Source organism: Proteus hauseri ATCC 700826, from assembly GCF_001654965.1.
GTDB lineage: Bacteria > Pseudomonadota > Gammaproteobacteria > Enterobacterales > Enterobacteriaceae > Proteus > Proteus hauseri.
Genome location: NZ_LXEV01000020.1, coordinates 12,498 through 28,134, shown reverse-complemented (window position 1 = coordinate 28,134; position 15,637 = coordinate 12,498). Strand labels below are relative to the sequence as shown.

The following is a 15,637-nucleotide window of genomic DNA, read 5'->3' as shown; positions in this document are numbered from 1 at the left end:
TAATTATTCTCACCGTTTTATTATTTGAAACAGTTAATGACTATTCAGAAAAAACGCATGAGTATTCAATTAAAAAATATAAATTGTTTCTACGGTTCGCACCAAGCACTCTATGATATTAATCTAGAATGCTCTGCTGGTGAAACAATGGTCCTATTAGGACCAAGTGGTGCAGGTAAGAGCTCTTTAATGAGAGTTCTTAATTTACTGGAAATGCCTCGCTCTGGCGAATTAGAGATTGCGGGCTTAAATTTTGATTTTAGCCAACAACCTAATGCAAAAGCGATTCGTACTTTGCGCCAAAATGTCGGTATGGTATTCCAACAATATAATTTATGGCCACACCTGACGGTTCTTGATAATTTAATTGAAGCACCTTGTCGTGTATTAGGTTTATCAAAGCCACAAGCGAAAGAAAAAGCCATGAAATTACTCGAACGTTTACGTTTAAGTGATTATGCAGGACGTTTTCCTTTGCATTTATCAGGTGGTCAGCAACAACGTGTTGCAATAGCAAGAGCATTAATGATGGAACCACAAGTTCTGTTATTTGATGAACCTACTGCAGCATTAGATCCTGAAATCACAGCTCAGGTTGTTGATATTATTCGTGAGTTATCTGAAACTGGTATTACACAGGTTATTGTTACTCATGAAGTCGAAATTGCACGCAAAGCCGCGAGCAAAGTTGTATATATGGAAAACGGCCGTATTATAGAGCAAGGTGATAATCATCATTTTATTGCTCCACAAACGGAAGCTTTTGCTAATTATTTGTCACACTAAATCGGGATCTGACAATGAAAAAGATATTATTTGCAGCACTTCTGACCAGTATTACACTTTCTGCAACTGCGGCTGAAAAAGAGACAATCCGTTTTGCAACAGAGGCAACTTATCCTCCATTTGAAATGATTGACGCAAATAACAAAATCGTAGGGTTTGATGTTGATTTAGCAAATGCAATGTGCGAAAAAATTAACGCTGAATGTACCTTTACTAATCAGTCATTTGATAGCTTAATTCCTAGCCTGAAATTTCGCCGTTTTGAAGCACTAATGGCTGGTATCGATATTACGCCAGAACGTCAAAAACAAGTTGATTTTACAGATTCTTACTATGATAACTCTGCTGTATTTATTACAGTCACAGGTAAAATCTCTGATGTTGCGAGCTTAAAAGGTAAACAAATTGGTGTTCAAAACGGAACAACGCATCAGAAATTCATCAATGAAGAACATAAAGAGATGAAAACTGTTCCTTATGATAGCTATCAAAATGCGGTATTAGACCTTAAAAATGGTCGTATTGAAGCTATCTTCGGTGACACCGCTGTTGTTAATGAATGGCTGAAGAAAAATCCTGAATTAGGCATTGTTGGTGAGAAAGTTACTGATCCTAACTACTTCGGTGCAGGCCTTGCCATAGCGGTAAGAAAAGGTAATGCTGATTTACAAGATAAATTAAATAAAGCATTAGCTGAAGTTAAAGCCGATGGCACCTATGATGTCATTTATAAAAAATGGTTTGAATAAAAATATCTTAATAACAACAATAGCTTAATAAATGAATGAAATAACAACTCTAGCAGGTGCGGCCGTTACAACGGTCTCACTTGCTATTTCTGCTCTTATTATCGGATTAGTTCTAGCCATGCTGTTTACAGCTTGGGAATCCGCGAGATGGAAAGCCTTTGCTTTTCTAGGAACATGTTGGGTCACGCTCATTAGAGGATTACCAGAAATGCTGGTAGTTCTCTTTGTCTATTATGGCACCTTACAAGGTGTCATGATGCTAATGGATGGTATTGAAATCGGCTCGTTTACTCTTCAAATCGATTTTAATGATACAGATTCATTGCCATTTTATTGCGGTGTAATCGCCCTTTCATTGCTCTACGCTTCTTATGCATCCCAAACCTTACGTGGTGCGTTAAAAGCAGTGCCTTCAGGGCAATGGGAAGCAGGCCAAGCACTTGGAATGAAACGAGCGAGTATCTTTTTGCGCTTTATCATGCCACAAATGTGGCGTCATGCACTTCCTGGATTAGGTAATCAGTGGTTAGTATTACTTAAAGATACTGCATTAGTTTCGCTAATTAGTGTAAATGACTTGATGTTGCAGACACAAAGTATTGCTAATAGGACTCAAGAACCGTTTACATGGTATAGCATTGTTGCTCTTATTTATCTGGCAATTACCTTAGTTAGCCAATATATCCTTAAGTGGTTAGAGATGAGAACGACCCGATTTGAACGGAGAGCCTCATAATGTGGGATTATATTGTTGCTATTCTACCGGGATTACCCACTAGTTTATCCTTAACTTTTGTTGCCTTATTGGTAGCATTTACTTTATCTGTATTAATGACGTTTATACTCTCGTTAAAAACGCCCATTATTACACCTATAGTAAGAGCTTATATTACCTTATTTACAGGTACACCTTTATTGGTACAGTTCTTCTTAATCTATTATGGCCCAGGTCAATTCCCTGCATTAAAAAACTATCCAATCATTTGGGAGTTATTCTCAACACCTTGGTTTTGCGCAATGGTCACGCTAGCACTTAATAGTGCTGCATATTCAACCTTGCTTTTCCACGGTGCTGTTCGCGCAATACCTGCTGGCCAATGGCAATCGTGTCAAGCATTAGGAATGTCGCCGTTGCAAACATCAAGAGTAATTTTACCTTATGCTTTTAAACGCGCACTTTCTTCTTATTCCAATGAAGTTGTACTGATATTTAAGAGTACTTCATTAGCAAGTACCATTACATTACTTGAGTTAACAGGCTATAGCCGTCAAGTTTTTGGACAAAGCTATGATGTAATGGTGTTTGTTGCTGCCGGCATTATTTATCTGTGTATTAATGGATTATTAACACTCATTATGCGAATGATAGAGAAAAAAGCATTAGAGTTTGAGCATCGCAATTAAAGATCGCACAACGAAATAGTAGCTTTAAAAAAAGCACTCCAATGTTAAATACGGTGGGGTGCTTTTTTATAACTAAAGAATAATAGAAATCTTATGAGGTTTATTTTTCTACCAACGCTTCTTTATGACTTACTCTATATGCATTCCATGCTAATAAACCACCAATCAACATAACAATAGCTAACGCTAATTTAGGTTGCACTGGTGAAGCTAACGCTGTTAAGCCAAATACCGCGCCACCTGCCATTTGTATAAAACCAACCAAAGCAGATGCAATACCCGCATTTTGTGAATAAGGCTCAAGTGCATAGCTAGTTGCAGGCCCCATAATAAATGCAAGTCCAGCGCAAGCACTTGCCACAGGAAGCATATAAATAAGCCAATGATTTTGTATTTCGTTTGGCACAAATAATAAGCTTAATAATAAACTAATACCGCCTAATCCCATTAATCCACCACCTAAAATAAGGCAGATGGGCCTACCAACACGGTGAATAATGCGATTGGCGTAGAAGCTAACAAACATTATCCAAAAACCATTAACGCCAAAAACAATTGAAAATATCAACGGAGTTAATTCTGCATCATGCATTAATACGATAGGAGAAAACGAAACATAAGTTAATGCCATTCCCATTGTCCCCGCATTAACTGACGCAAAAGTTAAAAATCGTTTACTGCACAAAATCTCAAGATATGTTTTGCCCAATTTTTGCTGCGATTGAGCAATATTTTCTGGTTTAGTTTCAGGTAAATATAATGTAATCAGAATTAAAACTAAAACTGAATAAAAAATTAAAAAGCCAAAAGGTGCTCGCCATCCCCAATATTCAGCTAATAATCCACCTAGCAACGGCGCTAATGCAGGAATAATATTTAAAGTACCATTTAAAAAGCCAAAAACGCGGGCTGAATCATTACCATTAAAACAATCACGCACACAAGTGAAAACGACGACAGAAGTGCAACAAACCGCTGAAGCTTGCAATAAACGTGAAATAATAAACAGTGTCGAATCAGTCGAAACTGTGGCAATAATTGAACCTAAAATATAAATCACGATACCAATAATCGCGATGGGCTTACGACCAAATCTATCAACCAATGGCCCCGAAATAAGTTGCCCTACGCCCAAAATCAAAATAAATAAAGCGATAGTTGATTGAATAAGAGATTCATTGCTCCCTAAATCTTGAGCAATCGCTGGTATTGTTGGCAAATAAAGATCGATTCCCAATGGCCCTAGCAACACCATCACTAACAATAACGCTTTTAAATTTCGCATAAAATAAAATGCCTATTTAATAAAAAAGAAAACGCCCGATGTTATCCATCGAGCGTTAAATGCTTATTTATACTAACATTCATTATCTATTTTGTAATGAATATCTTAACTCTCTTGTAATACTAACAATGTTAGTACTTCATAATGCGAAGTATGGGGAAACATATCAAACAACTGCACTCTATCAATCTGATAATGAGACAAACGTTCTATATCTTTAGCCATTGTTTGAGCATGACAGCTGGAATAAAGAATATAACTTGGTTTCATCTTATTAAGGTATTCACATAATGCCTCGCCAATTCCTCTTCTTGGTGGATTAACCAGAACTAATTGCGGGACATCTTCTTTGGCCTGTGCGTAACCAGTTGAGTCTAAAGCTTGGAATTCAACATGTTCAAGCCCTAGTTCTTTCGCTGATAATCTTGCACATTCAATGGCTTCAGGACTAATTTCAATACCTGTTAACTTGGTGAATTTATCTGCACAATGTAAACCAAAGCCCCCGGAACCACAAAAGAGATCCCATAACCGAGTGATATTTAATTCTCGTACCCAATTACCCGCTGTTGCATAAAGAGTAGCGGCAACATTCGGATTGGTTTGAAAGAAACCACGAGGCCGAATATGAAGTGGGATCTGATTAAAAGATTCATCTAAAAAAGATTTTTCAGTTAATACTATCTCTTTTTCGCCTTCTAATATTGCCATATGCACAGGCTGAATATTCACTGAAATAACAGCTAGCAGAGGAAGCTGTGTTTGTAACCAAGGCAAGGCAGTGCGTAATTGTTCAAGTTTTTTTTCTGAACGCAAAACAAAGCGCAACATCATTGCACCATCAGCACGACTTTCTGTTAATAGAATAAATTTCAATTCACCGCGGCGGCGCTCAATATCGTAAGGTACCAGTCCCGCTTTCGCGATAAAGGTTTTTATTATTTTGAAAACTGGCTCAAAAGAAGCTGGATAAAGAAGGCACTGACATAAATCGACAGCAGAACCATCGCGCAGTTTTAAACCTAAAATAGGCCTTTCTACGCTACCACTAACGACCATTTTAGCTTTATTCCTAAACTGAATTTGTTGGCTTTCAACTGGTATCAGAGTATTAAAAGAATAATCTTTTGGAAGTCGTTCTAATAAATCGTATTGTTTTTTCTTTATTTGTTCAGGATAAGCAAGAGAGAGCCATTCACAAGAATGACACTCACCCGCACTAAATCGTGCGCATTGCATAAGATTTTGTGACCGTTATAAGAATTAATGTACAGTATAGGCAGAGTCAGTAGATGAAACGTTAATATCTATTTCTTCGTCTTCAACGTCGCCGTCATCACTATCTTCAGTTTCTTGTCTTTCGCCATATAAGAAACCATTATTAAATATTTCACTAATCACCTCAGCTGATTGCTCTTCTGCTTTTTGCAGAAAAAAATCAAACTGATTAAATGAAATACCAACAGCGACAGACAGTGATTGACATAAAACGAGTTTGGGTAAATTGTCATCACTGATTTCTAAAAACGTCTTAATAAATAAAGAACTTGCATTGATTTGACTAAGATTCGCCATCAACGGCACTATAGCTGATGGTTTTAGCTCAGCAATAGCAGTAAAGACTAGCACATCTTCGAGAATATCAATTTTGGCATCAAAGATACCATTGATATATTGAAGATGAGGTAAATGTAACGCCTGACAAGAGTCACATTCATAATAAGCAATCTGTAATTCGTCCAGCCAAGATTTTAGCTGTTCCAGATCTGTAGTAACAACAGCGTCCATTAAAATAACCTTTAAGCGCTAAAAAGAGAGTGCCTTTTGCATGGGCTCTATTTTGCCACTTTTTCTAGCATGAAGGCAGTAATAAATGGAAAATCTAAAAAATTAAACTAATTGAGACTGTAGATATCTCAGCTAAATGACTCAATCTTGACGAATAAAAGCAGTTTGTTATTTTTCAGTATGATCACTTTTCTTTTTATTATCAGCCGGCTTTTGATCAATACCCAAAAAAGTTAAACGATGAATAGCTCGCCAAACAATATGAAATGCTGGAGGGATCATACAAATTACCCCTAATACAACCAAAGTAAGTTGCCCTGTATAAGAGCTAAACCACAAGGGTGAAGTAATATATTGGTTGATATAAAGATAAGCCATAACCAATAGAATAATACCAATCACCTCAATAATAATGATAGGTTTTGGCATATCTGATAATGTTCGCATATCACGATTTGAAGGCTTTCCCATATTTTCTCCACAATTGCTTTACAGCAAGTCCTATCTCATTAATCATCAAATTGGTATAATTTATCACACTAAAAGGCAATAACTGTTTTTGTTTAGCAAAATAAAAAGGCATAGTGTTAAACAATAAAACTTATTATGCCTGAATTTTATTTCCTCAATAAGGAGTGTCGTATGTTTGTTGTTATTTTTGGCCGCCCTGGTTGCCCATATTGTGTACGAGCAAAACAATTGGCTGATACCCTGACTGAAAAACGTGATGATTTTGAATACCGTTATGTTGATATTCAAGCTGAAGGTATTTCAAAAGCCGATTTATCTAAAACTGTCGGTAAACCCGTTGAAACAGTTCCTCAAATTTTTATTGATGAGAAACACATTGGTGGTTGTACAGATTTTGAAGCTTATGCTAAAGAGCATTTAGGCATCTATAACTAATTTAAAAACGCTAAAACAGCTTATTTATCAAACTGTTTTAGCGTTTCTCTCTCTATCTTTACCCTCATTTCTTTTTACCCACCTTCATTTCTAAAAAATATTTATATTTTTTTTCATTAATCAGCGAACTTTCTTTCTAACCCGCAGTCTGAATTAGTGCCACTGCTTTTCTTTGATGTCCCCAAATATTGAGGAGCCCGATAGTTTCAACCCCTTTGGTGAAATAACTGTCGGGTTTTTTATTGTCTAAAAATTAATAACACTCACCTTGTAGTGTCGCAATAATAGTACGGCGGCCTCCATGATTACGGTGCTCTCCAAGATAGATACCTTGCCATATCCCCATATTTAACTCTCCTTGAGTAATAGGTATTGTGACACTTTGCCCTAATAAACTACTTTTTATATGAGCAGGCATATCGTCACTTCCTTCATAAGTATGCAGATAATAGTCTTCCCCTTCTCTAACATTTTTATTAAAGAAATTCTCAAAGTCACTACGCACTGTAGGATCTGCATTTTCATTAATCGTTAATGAAGCTGAAGTATGTTGAATAAAAAAGTGAGCAATTCCGATTTTATATTGTCTCAGTTCCGGTAAATCTTGAATCAAGGCTGGTGTAACTAAATGAAACCCTCTTGGTCTAGCATTAAGTAGGATATTTTTTTGGATCCACATTATTCACACCTCATAAAGTATTAGATGAAAGAGAAGACGAGAGAGCAAGATAGTGATAACTGTAGTTTCTTATTTTTTAGTCGAAATCAGACCTATTTACAAAAAAACTGACATTTCTTTTAAAAAAGCACAATTAAATAAGAAAAATACTCTTTACCCCTATTACTGGCTCATTTACCCTTACAGACTTGCGTATTATGTACCATAAACATCGCTTATCAGCACGACATGTATGGAGCTTACCTTGCTGGAACAACTTAACTTAGCCGTTTTTTCGATAATAAATGCAACACCGGCATCCTCTCCTTTAGAGATTAACCTAGCAATAATCATTGCTAAGTATCTTGTATACCTTTTTCCATTATCATTACTCATTTATTGGCTTTGGGGTAACGAAAAGCACCTTCAACAGCAACGTACTTTAGTTTGCAAAACAGCAATTTCATTAGTTATTGCACTTTCTATATCTTGGCTAATTGGTGTAATTGCACCTCATGACCGTCCTTTTGCTGCTCAAATTGGCTATAACTTTCTCGACCATGATGCAACACCTTCGTTTCCAAGTAATCATGGCACTTTTGTCTTTACCATTGCATTAGCCTATTTATTTTGGCATAGCAATAAGAAAATTGGTGGCATCCTACTTGGTTTAAGTATTGCTATAGCTTGGTCACGTATCTATCTTGGCGTACATTGGCCAATTGACATGGTAGGCGGCTTTATCGTTGGTCTGCTTTCTTGCGGCTTAAGTCAAATTCTCTGGTCTAAAGGTGGAGAAAAGCTTCAATCATGGATACAGCAACTTTATCAATTCTGTTTTGCCTATCCTATTCGTAAAGGCTGGACAAAAGCATAAACCAAAATTCAATGGAAAAAGGCCACATTTACTGTGGTCTTTTTTATATTTAATTTCGGTTAATTTCACTCATCCATATATTAATATATAAATAAAATTATCCTCTACTATTATATCTTTTGTCCAAGAGGTATTTCGGTGTTATTTTAATCAAACAGAATTTGTTATATTCGTTATATAATAAATTATCATACTCATTTATTAACATTATATCTGTATCAAATATGCACAATATTCTATTCGTCCAAAGTGGAACGGTATATTAATTTCATAAAAAGACTTAAGTTCATTAATAAATAATCATATCTAGCCCATTTTATATTCTTGTCTCTCTCTTTTAATATAATTAGTCTAAAATAAAAAACTGTTAATTTTCAATTAACTACAAAGTTAAAATAATGTTTTAATTGTAAACAAAAATAACCTTATTGATTTTAATCATTTATTTTATAAAAAATAAAAAAGAACAAAAATAATCATTAAGATATTAATAAGATTTATTTGGCTTTATTTTTTCATATCGTCAAAATTGGAAATATATTTCAAAATATTTAAAAAAGGCGAATAAAAACACAAAATATAAAAAATGTTACAATTTCCAGTTTTTTAGTTATATTTAGCATTTGAGATGATGATCACGGTACTTTATCCTGAAAAACACTATATTCTGCACCTCTTAAGTCTGGATATAAACTTATTGAATATTTTTTCAAATTTCAAAAGAGCATAATTCTTTTGAAGTTTAATGATTTATCTACTGTGGTAATTGAAGATATTGAGATAACACCAGGTACTCAGTGCACTCATTTATTCATTATTAAATTTATACAGTGATTTGTTCCTTTATAAGTAAGAAAGAACTTATTACTCACTTATTTTTTCATTATTTTTTTACCGCGTTATTTCGGAGAGTATTATGGATACAACCCAAGCTGGTTCTATCACATCAGGTAACACCAAGGGTGATTACAAAGCATGGCGTAAATCAGACACCGTGTGGATGTTAGGTTTATATGGTACTGCTATCGGTGCTGGTGTTCTATTTTTACCTATTAACGCAGGGATTGGTGGTTTAATTCCTCTGCTTATTATGCTGGTTCTTGCATTCCCTATGACATTTTTCGCGCACCGTGGTATGTGCCGATTTGTATTGTCTGGTAAAAACCCTGGTGAAGATATCACTGAGGTTGTTGAAGAACACTTTGGTAAAACCGCAGGTAAACTGATCACTCTGCTCTATTTCTTTGCAATTTATCCTATTTTGCTTGTTTACAGTGTGGCGATCACCAATACCGTTGAAAGCTTCATTGTTAACCAAATGCATATGTCAGCACCACCACGTGCGATTTTATCACTAGTACTGATTGTTGGTATTATGAGCATCATCCGCTTTGGTGAACAAGCTATCGCTAAAGCAATGAGTGTACTGGTGTTCCCATTTGTTGCCGTACTGATGGTCTTAGCTCTGTATCTTATTCCTGAGTGGAATGGCGCGATCCTTGATACTCTTTCTTTTGACCACGCAACCACTTCTGGTATGGGTCAAGGCCTGTTAGTTACTTTGTGGTTAGCTATTCCAGTTATGGTGTTCTCATTTAACCACTCACCAATCATTTCTGCGTTTGCGGTAGCAAAACGTGAAGAATATGGTGAAAATGCTGAGAAAAAATGTTCACGCATTTTAGCTTACGCACACATCATGATGGTTATCACAGTAATGTTCTTTGTGTTTAGCTGCGTATTTAGCTTAACACCTGAGAACTTAGCAGAAGCTAAAGCACAAAACATCAGTATCCTGTCTTACCTTGCGAACCACTTTGAAGCACCAGTAATTGCTTATATCGCGCCTTTCATTGCTTTTGTTGCAATTACTAAATCATTCTTAGGTCACTATCTTGGTGCTCGTGAAGGTTTCAATGGTTTAATTATCAAATCACTGCGTGATAAAGGTAAAACTATTGAGAAAGATCGCTTAAACAAAATCACCGCTCTATTCATGCTAGTAACAACTTGGATCGTAGCAACATTAAACCCAAGTATTCTTGGTATGATTGAAACATTAGGTGGTCCAATTATCGCAATGTTACTGTTCCTGATGCCTATGTATGCCATCCACAAAGTACCTGCGATGAAGAAATATCAAGGCCATATCAGCAACGTATTTGTTGTAATTATGGGTCTTATCGCAATCTCAGCAGTTTTCTATAGCTTAGCAAGCTCTTTAATGGGCTAATGAAGCGTACGTGGCTACTTTCAATAATGAAAGTAGCCATTACAAAGCTTTAGTTTTCAAGACTGACACTTATTACTCTAATAATCACACAGTTGCGCCTTTAAATTAAATTAGGGAGGCGAATATTATGGTTAGCGTCTTTGATATTTTTAAAATTGGTATTGGCCCTTCAAGCTCACACACTGTAGGCCCGATGAAAGCGGGTAAAGAATTTGTCGATTTACTTGCTGAAAAAAATCTTCTCTCTTCTGTTTCCCACGTTATTGTTGATGTTTATGGTTCTTTATCGTTAACAGGTAAAGGCCATGCGACTGATATCGCGATTATTATGGGATTAGCAGGAAATTTACCTGATACGGTTGATATTGATGCCATTGCGCCTTTTATGAAGCAAGTGGCAACAACAGGCCGCTTAATGCTAGCTAATGGCGCGAAAGAAGTTAATTTTCCTGTTAATGGCGGCATGAACTTCCATAAAACCAATCTACCATTACATGAAAATGGTATGACTATCACTGCATTTAATGGTGATCTCACCCTATTGAAAAAAACATATTATTCAATTGGTGGTGGTTTTATTGTTGATGAAGAACATTTTGGTCAACCCGAAGAAAATAGCATTCAAGTACCTTATCCTTACCAATATGCGGCAGATTTGCGTCGTCATTGCAAAGAAACCGGGCTTTCTCTGTCTGCATTAGTCATGCAAAACGAATTAGCATTACGCAGTAAAGAAGAGATATCAGCACATTTTGCTGCCGTTTGGGATGTCATGAAATCAGGTATTGAGCGTGGTGTAAATACCGAAGGTTTATTACCTGGGCCATTGCGTGTACCACGTCGTGCATCTGCATTACGCCGTATGTTGGTAACAGAAGATAAAACTACCACAGATCCAATGACGGTAGTTGATTGGATTAATATGTTCGCGCTTGCTGTGAATGAAGAAAACGCGGCAGGTGGGCGTGTCGTTACAGCGCCAACAAATGGTGCTTGTGGCATTATTCCGGCAGTGCTTTCTTATTACGATAAGTTTATTCGACCTGTAAATGAAAACTCTTATAGTCGCTTTTTCTTAGTGGCTGGCGTTATCGGTTCTCTTTACAAAATGAACGCGTCAATTTCAGGTGCTGAAGTAGGCTGCCAAGGCGAAGTTGGTGTTGCATGTTCAATGGCAGCAGGTGCATTAACTGAACTACTTGGCGGTAGTCCAGAACAAGTTTGTATCGCAGCTGAAATCGCAATGGAGCATAACTTAGGTTTAACCTGCGACCCTGTTGCTGGACAAGTTCAAGTCCCTTGCATAGAGCGTAATGCTATTGCCGCAGTACAAGCCGTTAACTCATCACGCATGGCTTTACGTCGTGTTAGTGATCCTCGTATCTGTTTAGATAAAGTTATTGAAACAATGTATGAAACAGGAAAAGACATTAATTCTAAGTATCGTGAAACCTCTCAAGGTGGATTAGCGATTAAAGTCTCTTGTGATTAATGTTGACATTCTATTGTATTAAATAACTCTAAAAGGCGCTGATATAAGCGCCTTTTTTATATCTAACCCATTTTTAGTTATGATCTTTCTGTAAAACGCTTTCTCTGTACTCAATAAATCATCATCCAGAATGAAAAATACTTCTATTTATAAGGTCTGTGTATATTGAAAAATGGTGATTGAATGGTTTAATAGTAAACTGATTATCGAAAGCTAAATATTTACATGCTTATCAATATATTGGTCATATTTATATTATTAGCTAAAGTTGATTCATCAAGCATTTGTCTCGCACTACGTTGTCGCTCTATCTATAGCGTAGATTAACAAAAATTATTAGATATATATCAACGGGATAAAAGAGAATTAAAATGAAATCAGATATTCAAATCTCCCATGACGCACACCTTTTACCTATTCAGGATATCGCTAAAAAATTAAATATTGATCAAGAAGATATTGAATTTTATGGTAAATATAAAGCAAAGTTTAGTAACAGCATTTGGTCAAAAATAGAACAGAATAAACGTGGCAAATTAGTGCTAGTCACCGCAATTAATCCAACTCCCGCAGGAGAAGGCAAAACAACGGTTACCGTAGGATTAGGGCAAGCGCTCAACCATATTGGTAAAAATGCAATTATCGCACTTCGTGAGCCTTCTCTTGGCCCTTGTTTTGGTATTAAAGGCGGAGCAACTGGCGGCGGATATGCTCAGGTAGTACCAATGGAAGATCTTAATCTCCATTTTACGGGTGATTTTCATGCTATTACATCAGCTAATAATTTACTTTCAGCAATGCTTGATAACCATATTTATCAAGGGAATGAATTAAATATCGATCCTAAAAAGATCACCTTCAAACGCTGTCTGGACATGAATGACCGCGCTTTACGTCATACTGTTGTGGGATTAGGTGGAGCCAAAGATGGTGTGACTAGAGAAGATAATTTTGTTATCACTGTTGCCTCTGAAGTAATGTCTATTCTCTGCCTAGCTCAAGATATTGATGATTTAAAACAGCGACTTTCTCGCATAATTATTGCTTATTCTTATGATGGAAATCCGATAACAGCAAAAGATCTTGGTGCTGTTGGCGCAATGGCAAGTTTACTGAAAGATGCAATTAATCCTAACTTAGTGCAAACATTAGAAAATACGCCTGCCATTGTTCACGGTGGCCCTTTTGCCAATATTGCTCACGGATGTAATAGCGTCAGAGCGACAAAACTCGCCCTTGGATTAGCGGATATCGTGGTTACAGAAGCAGGTTTTGGTGCTGATTTGGGTGCTGAAAAATTCTTCGATATTAAATGTCGCATAAGTGGATTAAAACCTGACTGTGCCGTTATTGTTGTCACTACCAAAGCATTAAAATATAACGGTGGTTTAGGCAAAAGTGAATGGAATAAAGAAGATTTAGCTGCGCTTGAAAAAGGAATTGTGAATCTTGAAAAACATATAGAAAACCTTAAAAAGTACGGCTTACCTGTTATTGTTTCGCTTAATGCTTATATAACGGATAGCGTAGCTGAGCATAAATTTATCGAACAATTCTGCCAAAATAGAGGATGCCGCTTTGCTATTACTAAAGTATGGGAAAATGGCGGTACGGGTGGTATTGAATTAGCCAATCAAGTCGTTGATACACTTCAAAATGAATCAGCACAATTTCAACTACTCTATCCAGATAATTTTTCATTAAATGAAAAAATTGAAACTATAGCTAAAGAAATTTATGGTGCTAAGGGTATAACTTACAGCAATAATGCTCGTAATATGTTAGAAAATATAGAAAAAATGGGCTTTGGTCACTTACCTATATGCATGGCTAAAACACAATATTCATTTTCAGATGATGCAACATTACTGGGTCGCCCTACTGATTTTACTATCAATGTGCGTGAAGTTTATGTTTCTGCGGGTGCAGGCTTTGTTGTTGCATTAACTGGCTCTATTACCACCATGCCAGGTCTTCCTAAAATACCCGCAGCAACAGTAATTAATATTGATAATGATGGGGTTATTAATGGGCTTTTTTAAGCTGTTTTTTAGCTAAAATGATGACCCAAAAATGCCAGCTATTGCTGGCATTGCTTTTATTATTGGGTGAAAAACTCAGTAACAATATAGTTGTTAGCCAAATATAGCATTAAACCAACCAGATACTGTTTTTACCATGAAATCCCAGATACGACTAAAGAAACCACCCTCTTCAACCGCTTCTTTGACCACTAATGGACGCTGTTCAATCACTTCATCATTAAGTAAAAAGTTAACAGTACCCACAACTTGGTTTTTCGCTAACGGCGCTTCTAATACCGGATTAGTTAAAGTAAATGACGCTTTCAGGTTTTTTAACTCACCTTTAGGAATAGTAATAGAAGCATCTGTTGCTACCCCTAACGCCACTTCACCTTTATCGCCATACCATACTTTTTGTGTTGTTAATGGCGCATTTCCTTTAACTGGTGTTACGGTTTCATAAAAACGAAATCCCCAACCGAGTAGCTTTTCACTTTCAGAAAAACGAACTTTATCTGATGGCGTTCCTAACACAACAGCTATTAGGCGCATATCGCCTTCTGTTGCTGAAGAAACTAAATTATAACCCGCACCACTTGTGTGTCCGGTTTTTACACCATCCACATTCATGTTTTTGTTCCACAATAAACGATTACGATTTGGCTGACGAATATTATTGAACGTAAATTCTTTTTCTTTATGGATCTCGTATTCAGAAGGCACATCACGGATCATCGCAGCTGTCAGCAATGCCATATCTTCTGCAGTCGTATATTGCCCATCAGAATCTAGCCCATGAACCGTTTTAAAATGGGTATTTTTCAAACCCAGATTAGCAGCATAAGTGTTCATTAAATCAACAAATGTTTCTTGGCTTCCTGCTACATGTTCTGCTAATGCAATACTGGCATCATTACCAGATTGAATAACCATACCGCGATTAAGTTCAATAACTTTAACCTGGTCACCTGGTTTTAAAAACATCAACGAAGAGCCTTTTAATACTGGGTTGCCTGTTGCCCATGCATTGCGCCCCACTATAACTGTATCGTCGGGTGACAATCGACCTTCTTTTATTGCTTGCCCAACCACATAACTACTCATAATCTTGGTTAAACTTGCAGGATCTAAACGCTCTTCAGGTCGTTCTGAAGCAAGAATTTTGCCGCTGTTGTAATCCATTAAAACATAAGATTTCGCATCAATCTGAGGAGGCACAGGATTATTCACTGCAAATACAGGACTAGAAATTATTAGCAGTAAACCCATTCCCGCGGTAACCTTACCGAGTACGGATGGAAGATTTTTTTTCATTACCGATCACCCTTTTATATCAATTTGTTAAAGCTTTCCTACTATAGGGCTTTCTGGAATAAGACGCCAACATTGATATATAGAGATTTATCTTATATTTATATTTAGCACCCTATAGAGT

General features: G+C 36.5%; 15 protein-coding genes. 9 read left to right on the top strand and 6 right to left on the bottom strand.

What is annotated here, in order from left to right; all coding sequences use genetic code 11:
- Positions 1–57 precede the first annotated feature (57 nt).
- From artP to artM, 4 genes are read left to right on the top strand one after another with little or no spacing between them, the layout of a single operon-like run.
- Positions 58–786 (top strand): arginine ABC transporter ATP-binding protein ArtP, encoded by a 729-nt coding sequence (gene artP / locus M997_RS07410; RefSeq protein WP_064719474.1) that lies wholly within the window; start codon positions 58–60, stop codon positions 784–786.
- 14 nt (positions 787–800) lie between these two features.
- Positions 801–1,535 carry an arginine ABC transporter substrate-binding protein gene (gene artJ, locus M997_RS07405; protein WP_064719473.1) on the top strand — a complete coding sequence of 245 codons (735 nt, stop codon included), beginning with the start codon at positions 801–803 and terminating at the stop codon, positions 1,533–1,535.
- 31 nt (positions 1,536–1,566) lie between these two features.
- Entirely contained in the window at positions 1,567–2,271 is a 705-nt protein-coding gene (artQ, locus tag M997_RS07400; protein WP_064719472.1) for an arginine ABC transporter permease ArtQ, read from the top strand.
- The gene (artM, locus tag M997_RS07395) at positions 2,271–2,939 is read left to right on the top strand and encodes an arginine ABC transporter permease ArtM (protein ID WP_064719471.1); all 669 of its coding nucleotides are present in this window, start codon (positions 2,271–2,273) and stop codon (positions 2,937–2,939) included. Before artQ ends, artM begins: the two co-directional genes overlap by 1 nt.
- A gap of 100 nt (positions 2,940–3,039) precedes the next feature.
- On the opposite strand, the gene M997_RS07390 is transcribed toward artM, so the two are convergent.
- The 4 genes from M997_RS07390 to M997_RS07375 all read right to left on the bottom strand — a co-directional run bounded on the left by M997_RS07390 (position 3,040) and on the right by M997_RS07375 (position 6,483).
- Complete coding sequence (locus tag M997_RS07390) at positions 3,040–4,224, bottom strand: multidrug effflux MFS transporter (RefSeq protein WP_064719470.1); 1,185 nt, start codon at positions 4,222–4,224, stop codon at positions 3,040–3,042.
- A 105-nt stretch (positions 4,225–4,329) separates the two neighbouring features.
- Positions 4,330–5,463 (bottom strand): 23S rRNA (uracil(747)-C(5))-methyltransferase RlmC, encoded by a 1,134-nt coding sequence (rlmC, locus tag M997_RS07385; RefSeq protein WP_064719469.1) that lies wholly within the window; start codon positions 5,461–5,463, stop codon positions 4,330–4,332.
- Positions 5,464–5,487: 24 nt separating this feature from the next.
- Positions 5,488–6,012, bottom strand: coding sequence for a YbjN domain-containing protein (locus M997_RS07380; RefSeq protein ID WP_064719468.1), 525 nt, complete (start codon positions 6,010–6,012; stop codon positions 5,488–5,490).
- A 168-nt stretch (positions 6,013–6,180) separates the two neighbouring features.
- Complete coding sequence (locus M997_RS07375; RefSeq protein ID WP_064719467.1) at positions 6,181–6,483, bottom strand: YbjC family protein; 303 nt, start codon at positions 6,481–6,483, stop codon at positions 6,181–6,183.
- A gap of 171 nt (positions 6,484–6,654) precedes the next feature.
- Between M997_RS07375 and M997_RS07370 the strand changes: the two genes are divergently transcribed.
- A complete protein-coding gene (locus M997_RS07370) occupies positions 6,655–6,918 on the top strand; it encodes a GrxA family glutaredoxin (protein WP_064719466.1) in 264 nt (87 codons plus the stop codon).
- Between the two features lie 253 nt (positions 6,919–7,171).
- On the opposite strand, the gene M997_RS07365 is transcribed toward M997_RS07370, so the two are convergent.
- A complete protein-coding gene (locus tag M997_RS07365) occupies positions 7,172–7,597 on the bottom strand; it encodes a secondary thiamine-phosphate synthase enzyme YjbQ (protein WP_064719465.1) in 426 nt (141 codons plus the stop codon).
- Between the two features lie 244 nt (positions 7,598–7,841).
- On the opposite strand from M997_RS07365, the gene ybjG reads away from it, so the two are divergent.
- From ybjG to M997_RS07345, 4 genes are all read left to right on the top strand, one after another.
- Entirely contained in the window at positions 7,842–8,453 is a 612-nt protein-coding gene (gene ybjG, locus M997_RS07360) for an undecaprenyl-diphosphate phosphatase (protein WP_064719464.1), read from the top strand.
- Between the two features lie 916 nt (positions 8,454–9,369).
- On the top strand, positions 9,370–10,686 hold the full coding sequence (locus M997_RS07355) for an HAAAP family serine/threonine permease (protein WP_064719463.1): 1,317 nt from the start codon (positions 9,370–9,372) through the stop codon (positions 10,684–10,686).
- Positions 10,687–10,813: 127 nt separating this feature from the next.
- On the top strand, positions 10,814–12,178 hold the full coding sequence (locus M997_RS07350; protein ID WP_064719462.1) for an L-serine ammonia-lyase: 1,365 nt from the start codon (positions 10,814–10,816) through the stop codon (positions 12,176–12,178).
- Between the two features lie 371 nt (positions 12,179–12,549).
- Positions 12,550–14,220: a formate--tetrahydrofolate ligase gene (locus M997_RS07345; RefSeq protein ID WP_064719461.1), complete on the top strand. Its 1,671-nt coding sequence runs from the start codon at positions 12,550–12,552 to the stop codon at positions 14,218–14,220.
- A 93-nt stretch (positions 14,221–14,313) separates the two neighbouring features.
- Here the strand turns inward: M997_RS07345 and M997_RS07340 are convergent, their stop codons facing one another.
- Positions 14,314–15,516 carry a serine hydrolase gene (locus M997_RS07340; protein WP_064719460.1) on the bottom strand — a complete coding sequence of 401 codons (1,203 nt, stop codon included), beginning with the start codon at positions 15,514–15,516 and terminating at the stop codon, positions 14,314–14,316.
- Between the last annotated feature and the right edge of the window lie 121 nt (positions 15,517–15,637).

Coding starts and splice junctions, on each gene's coding strand:
- artP (WP_064719474.1), top strand. CDS start 58: ATGAGTATTCAATTAAAAAATATAAATTGTTTCTACGGTTCGCACCAA.
- artJ (WP_064719473.1), top strand. CDS start 801: ATGAAAAAGATATTATTTGCAGCACTTCTGACCAGTATTACACTTTCT.
- artQ (WP_064719472.1), top strand. CDS start 1,567: ATGAATGAAATAACAACTCTAGCAGGTGCGGCCGTTACAACGGTCTCA.
- artM (WP_064719471.1), top strand. CDS start 2,271: ATGTGGGATTATATTGTTGCTATTCTACCGGGATTACCCACTAGTTTA.
- M997_RS07390 (WP_064719470.1), bottom strand. CDS start 4,224: ATGCGAAATTTAAAAGCGTTATTGTTAGTGATGGTGTTGCTAGGGCCA.
- rlmC (WP_064719469.1), bottom strand. CDS start 5,463: ATGCAATGCGCACGATTTAGTGCGGGTGAGTGTCATTCTTGTGAATGG.
- M997_RS07380 (WP_064719468.1), bottom strand. CDS start 6,012: ATGGACGCTGTTGTTACTACAGATCTGGAACAGCTAAAATCTTGGCTG.
- M997_RS07375 (WP_064719467.1), bottom strand. CDS start 6,483: ATGGGAAAGCCTTCAAATCGTGATATGCGAACATTATCAGATATGCCA.
- M997_RS07370 (WP_064719466.1), top strand. CDS start 6,655: ATGTTTGTTGTTATTTTTGGCCGCCCTGGTTGCCCATATTGTGTACGA.
- M997_RS07365 (WP_064719465.1), bottom strand. CDS start 7,597: ATGTGGATCCAAAAAAATATCCTACTTAATGCTAGACCAAGAGGGTTT.
- M997_RS07355 (WP_064719463.1), top strand. CDS start 9,370: ATGGATACAACCCAAGCTGGTTCTATCACATCAGGTAACACCAAGGGT.
- M997_RS07350 (WP_064719462.1), top strand. CDS start 10,814: ATGGTTAGCGTCTTTGATATTTTTAAAATTGGTATTGGCCCTTCAAGC.
- M997_RS07345 (WP_064719461.1), top strand. CDS start 12,550: ATGAAATCAGATATTCAAATCTCCCATGACGCACACCTTTTACCTATT.
- M997_RS07340 (WP_064719460.1), bottom strand. CDS start 15,516: ATGAAAAAAAATCTTCCATCCGTACTCGGTAAGGTTACCGCGGGAATG.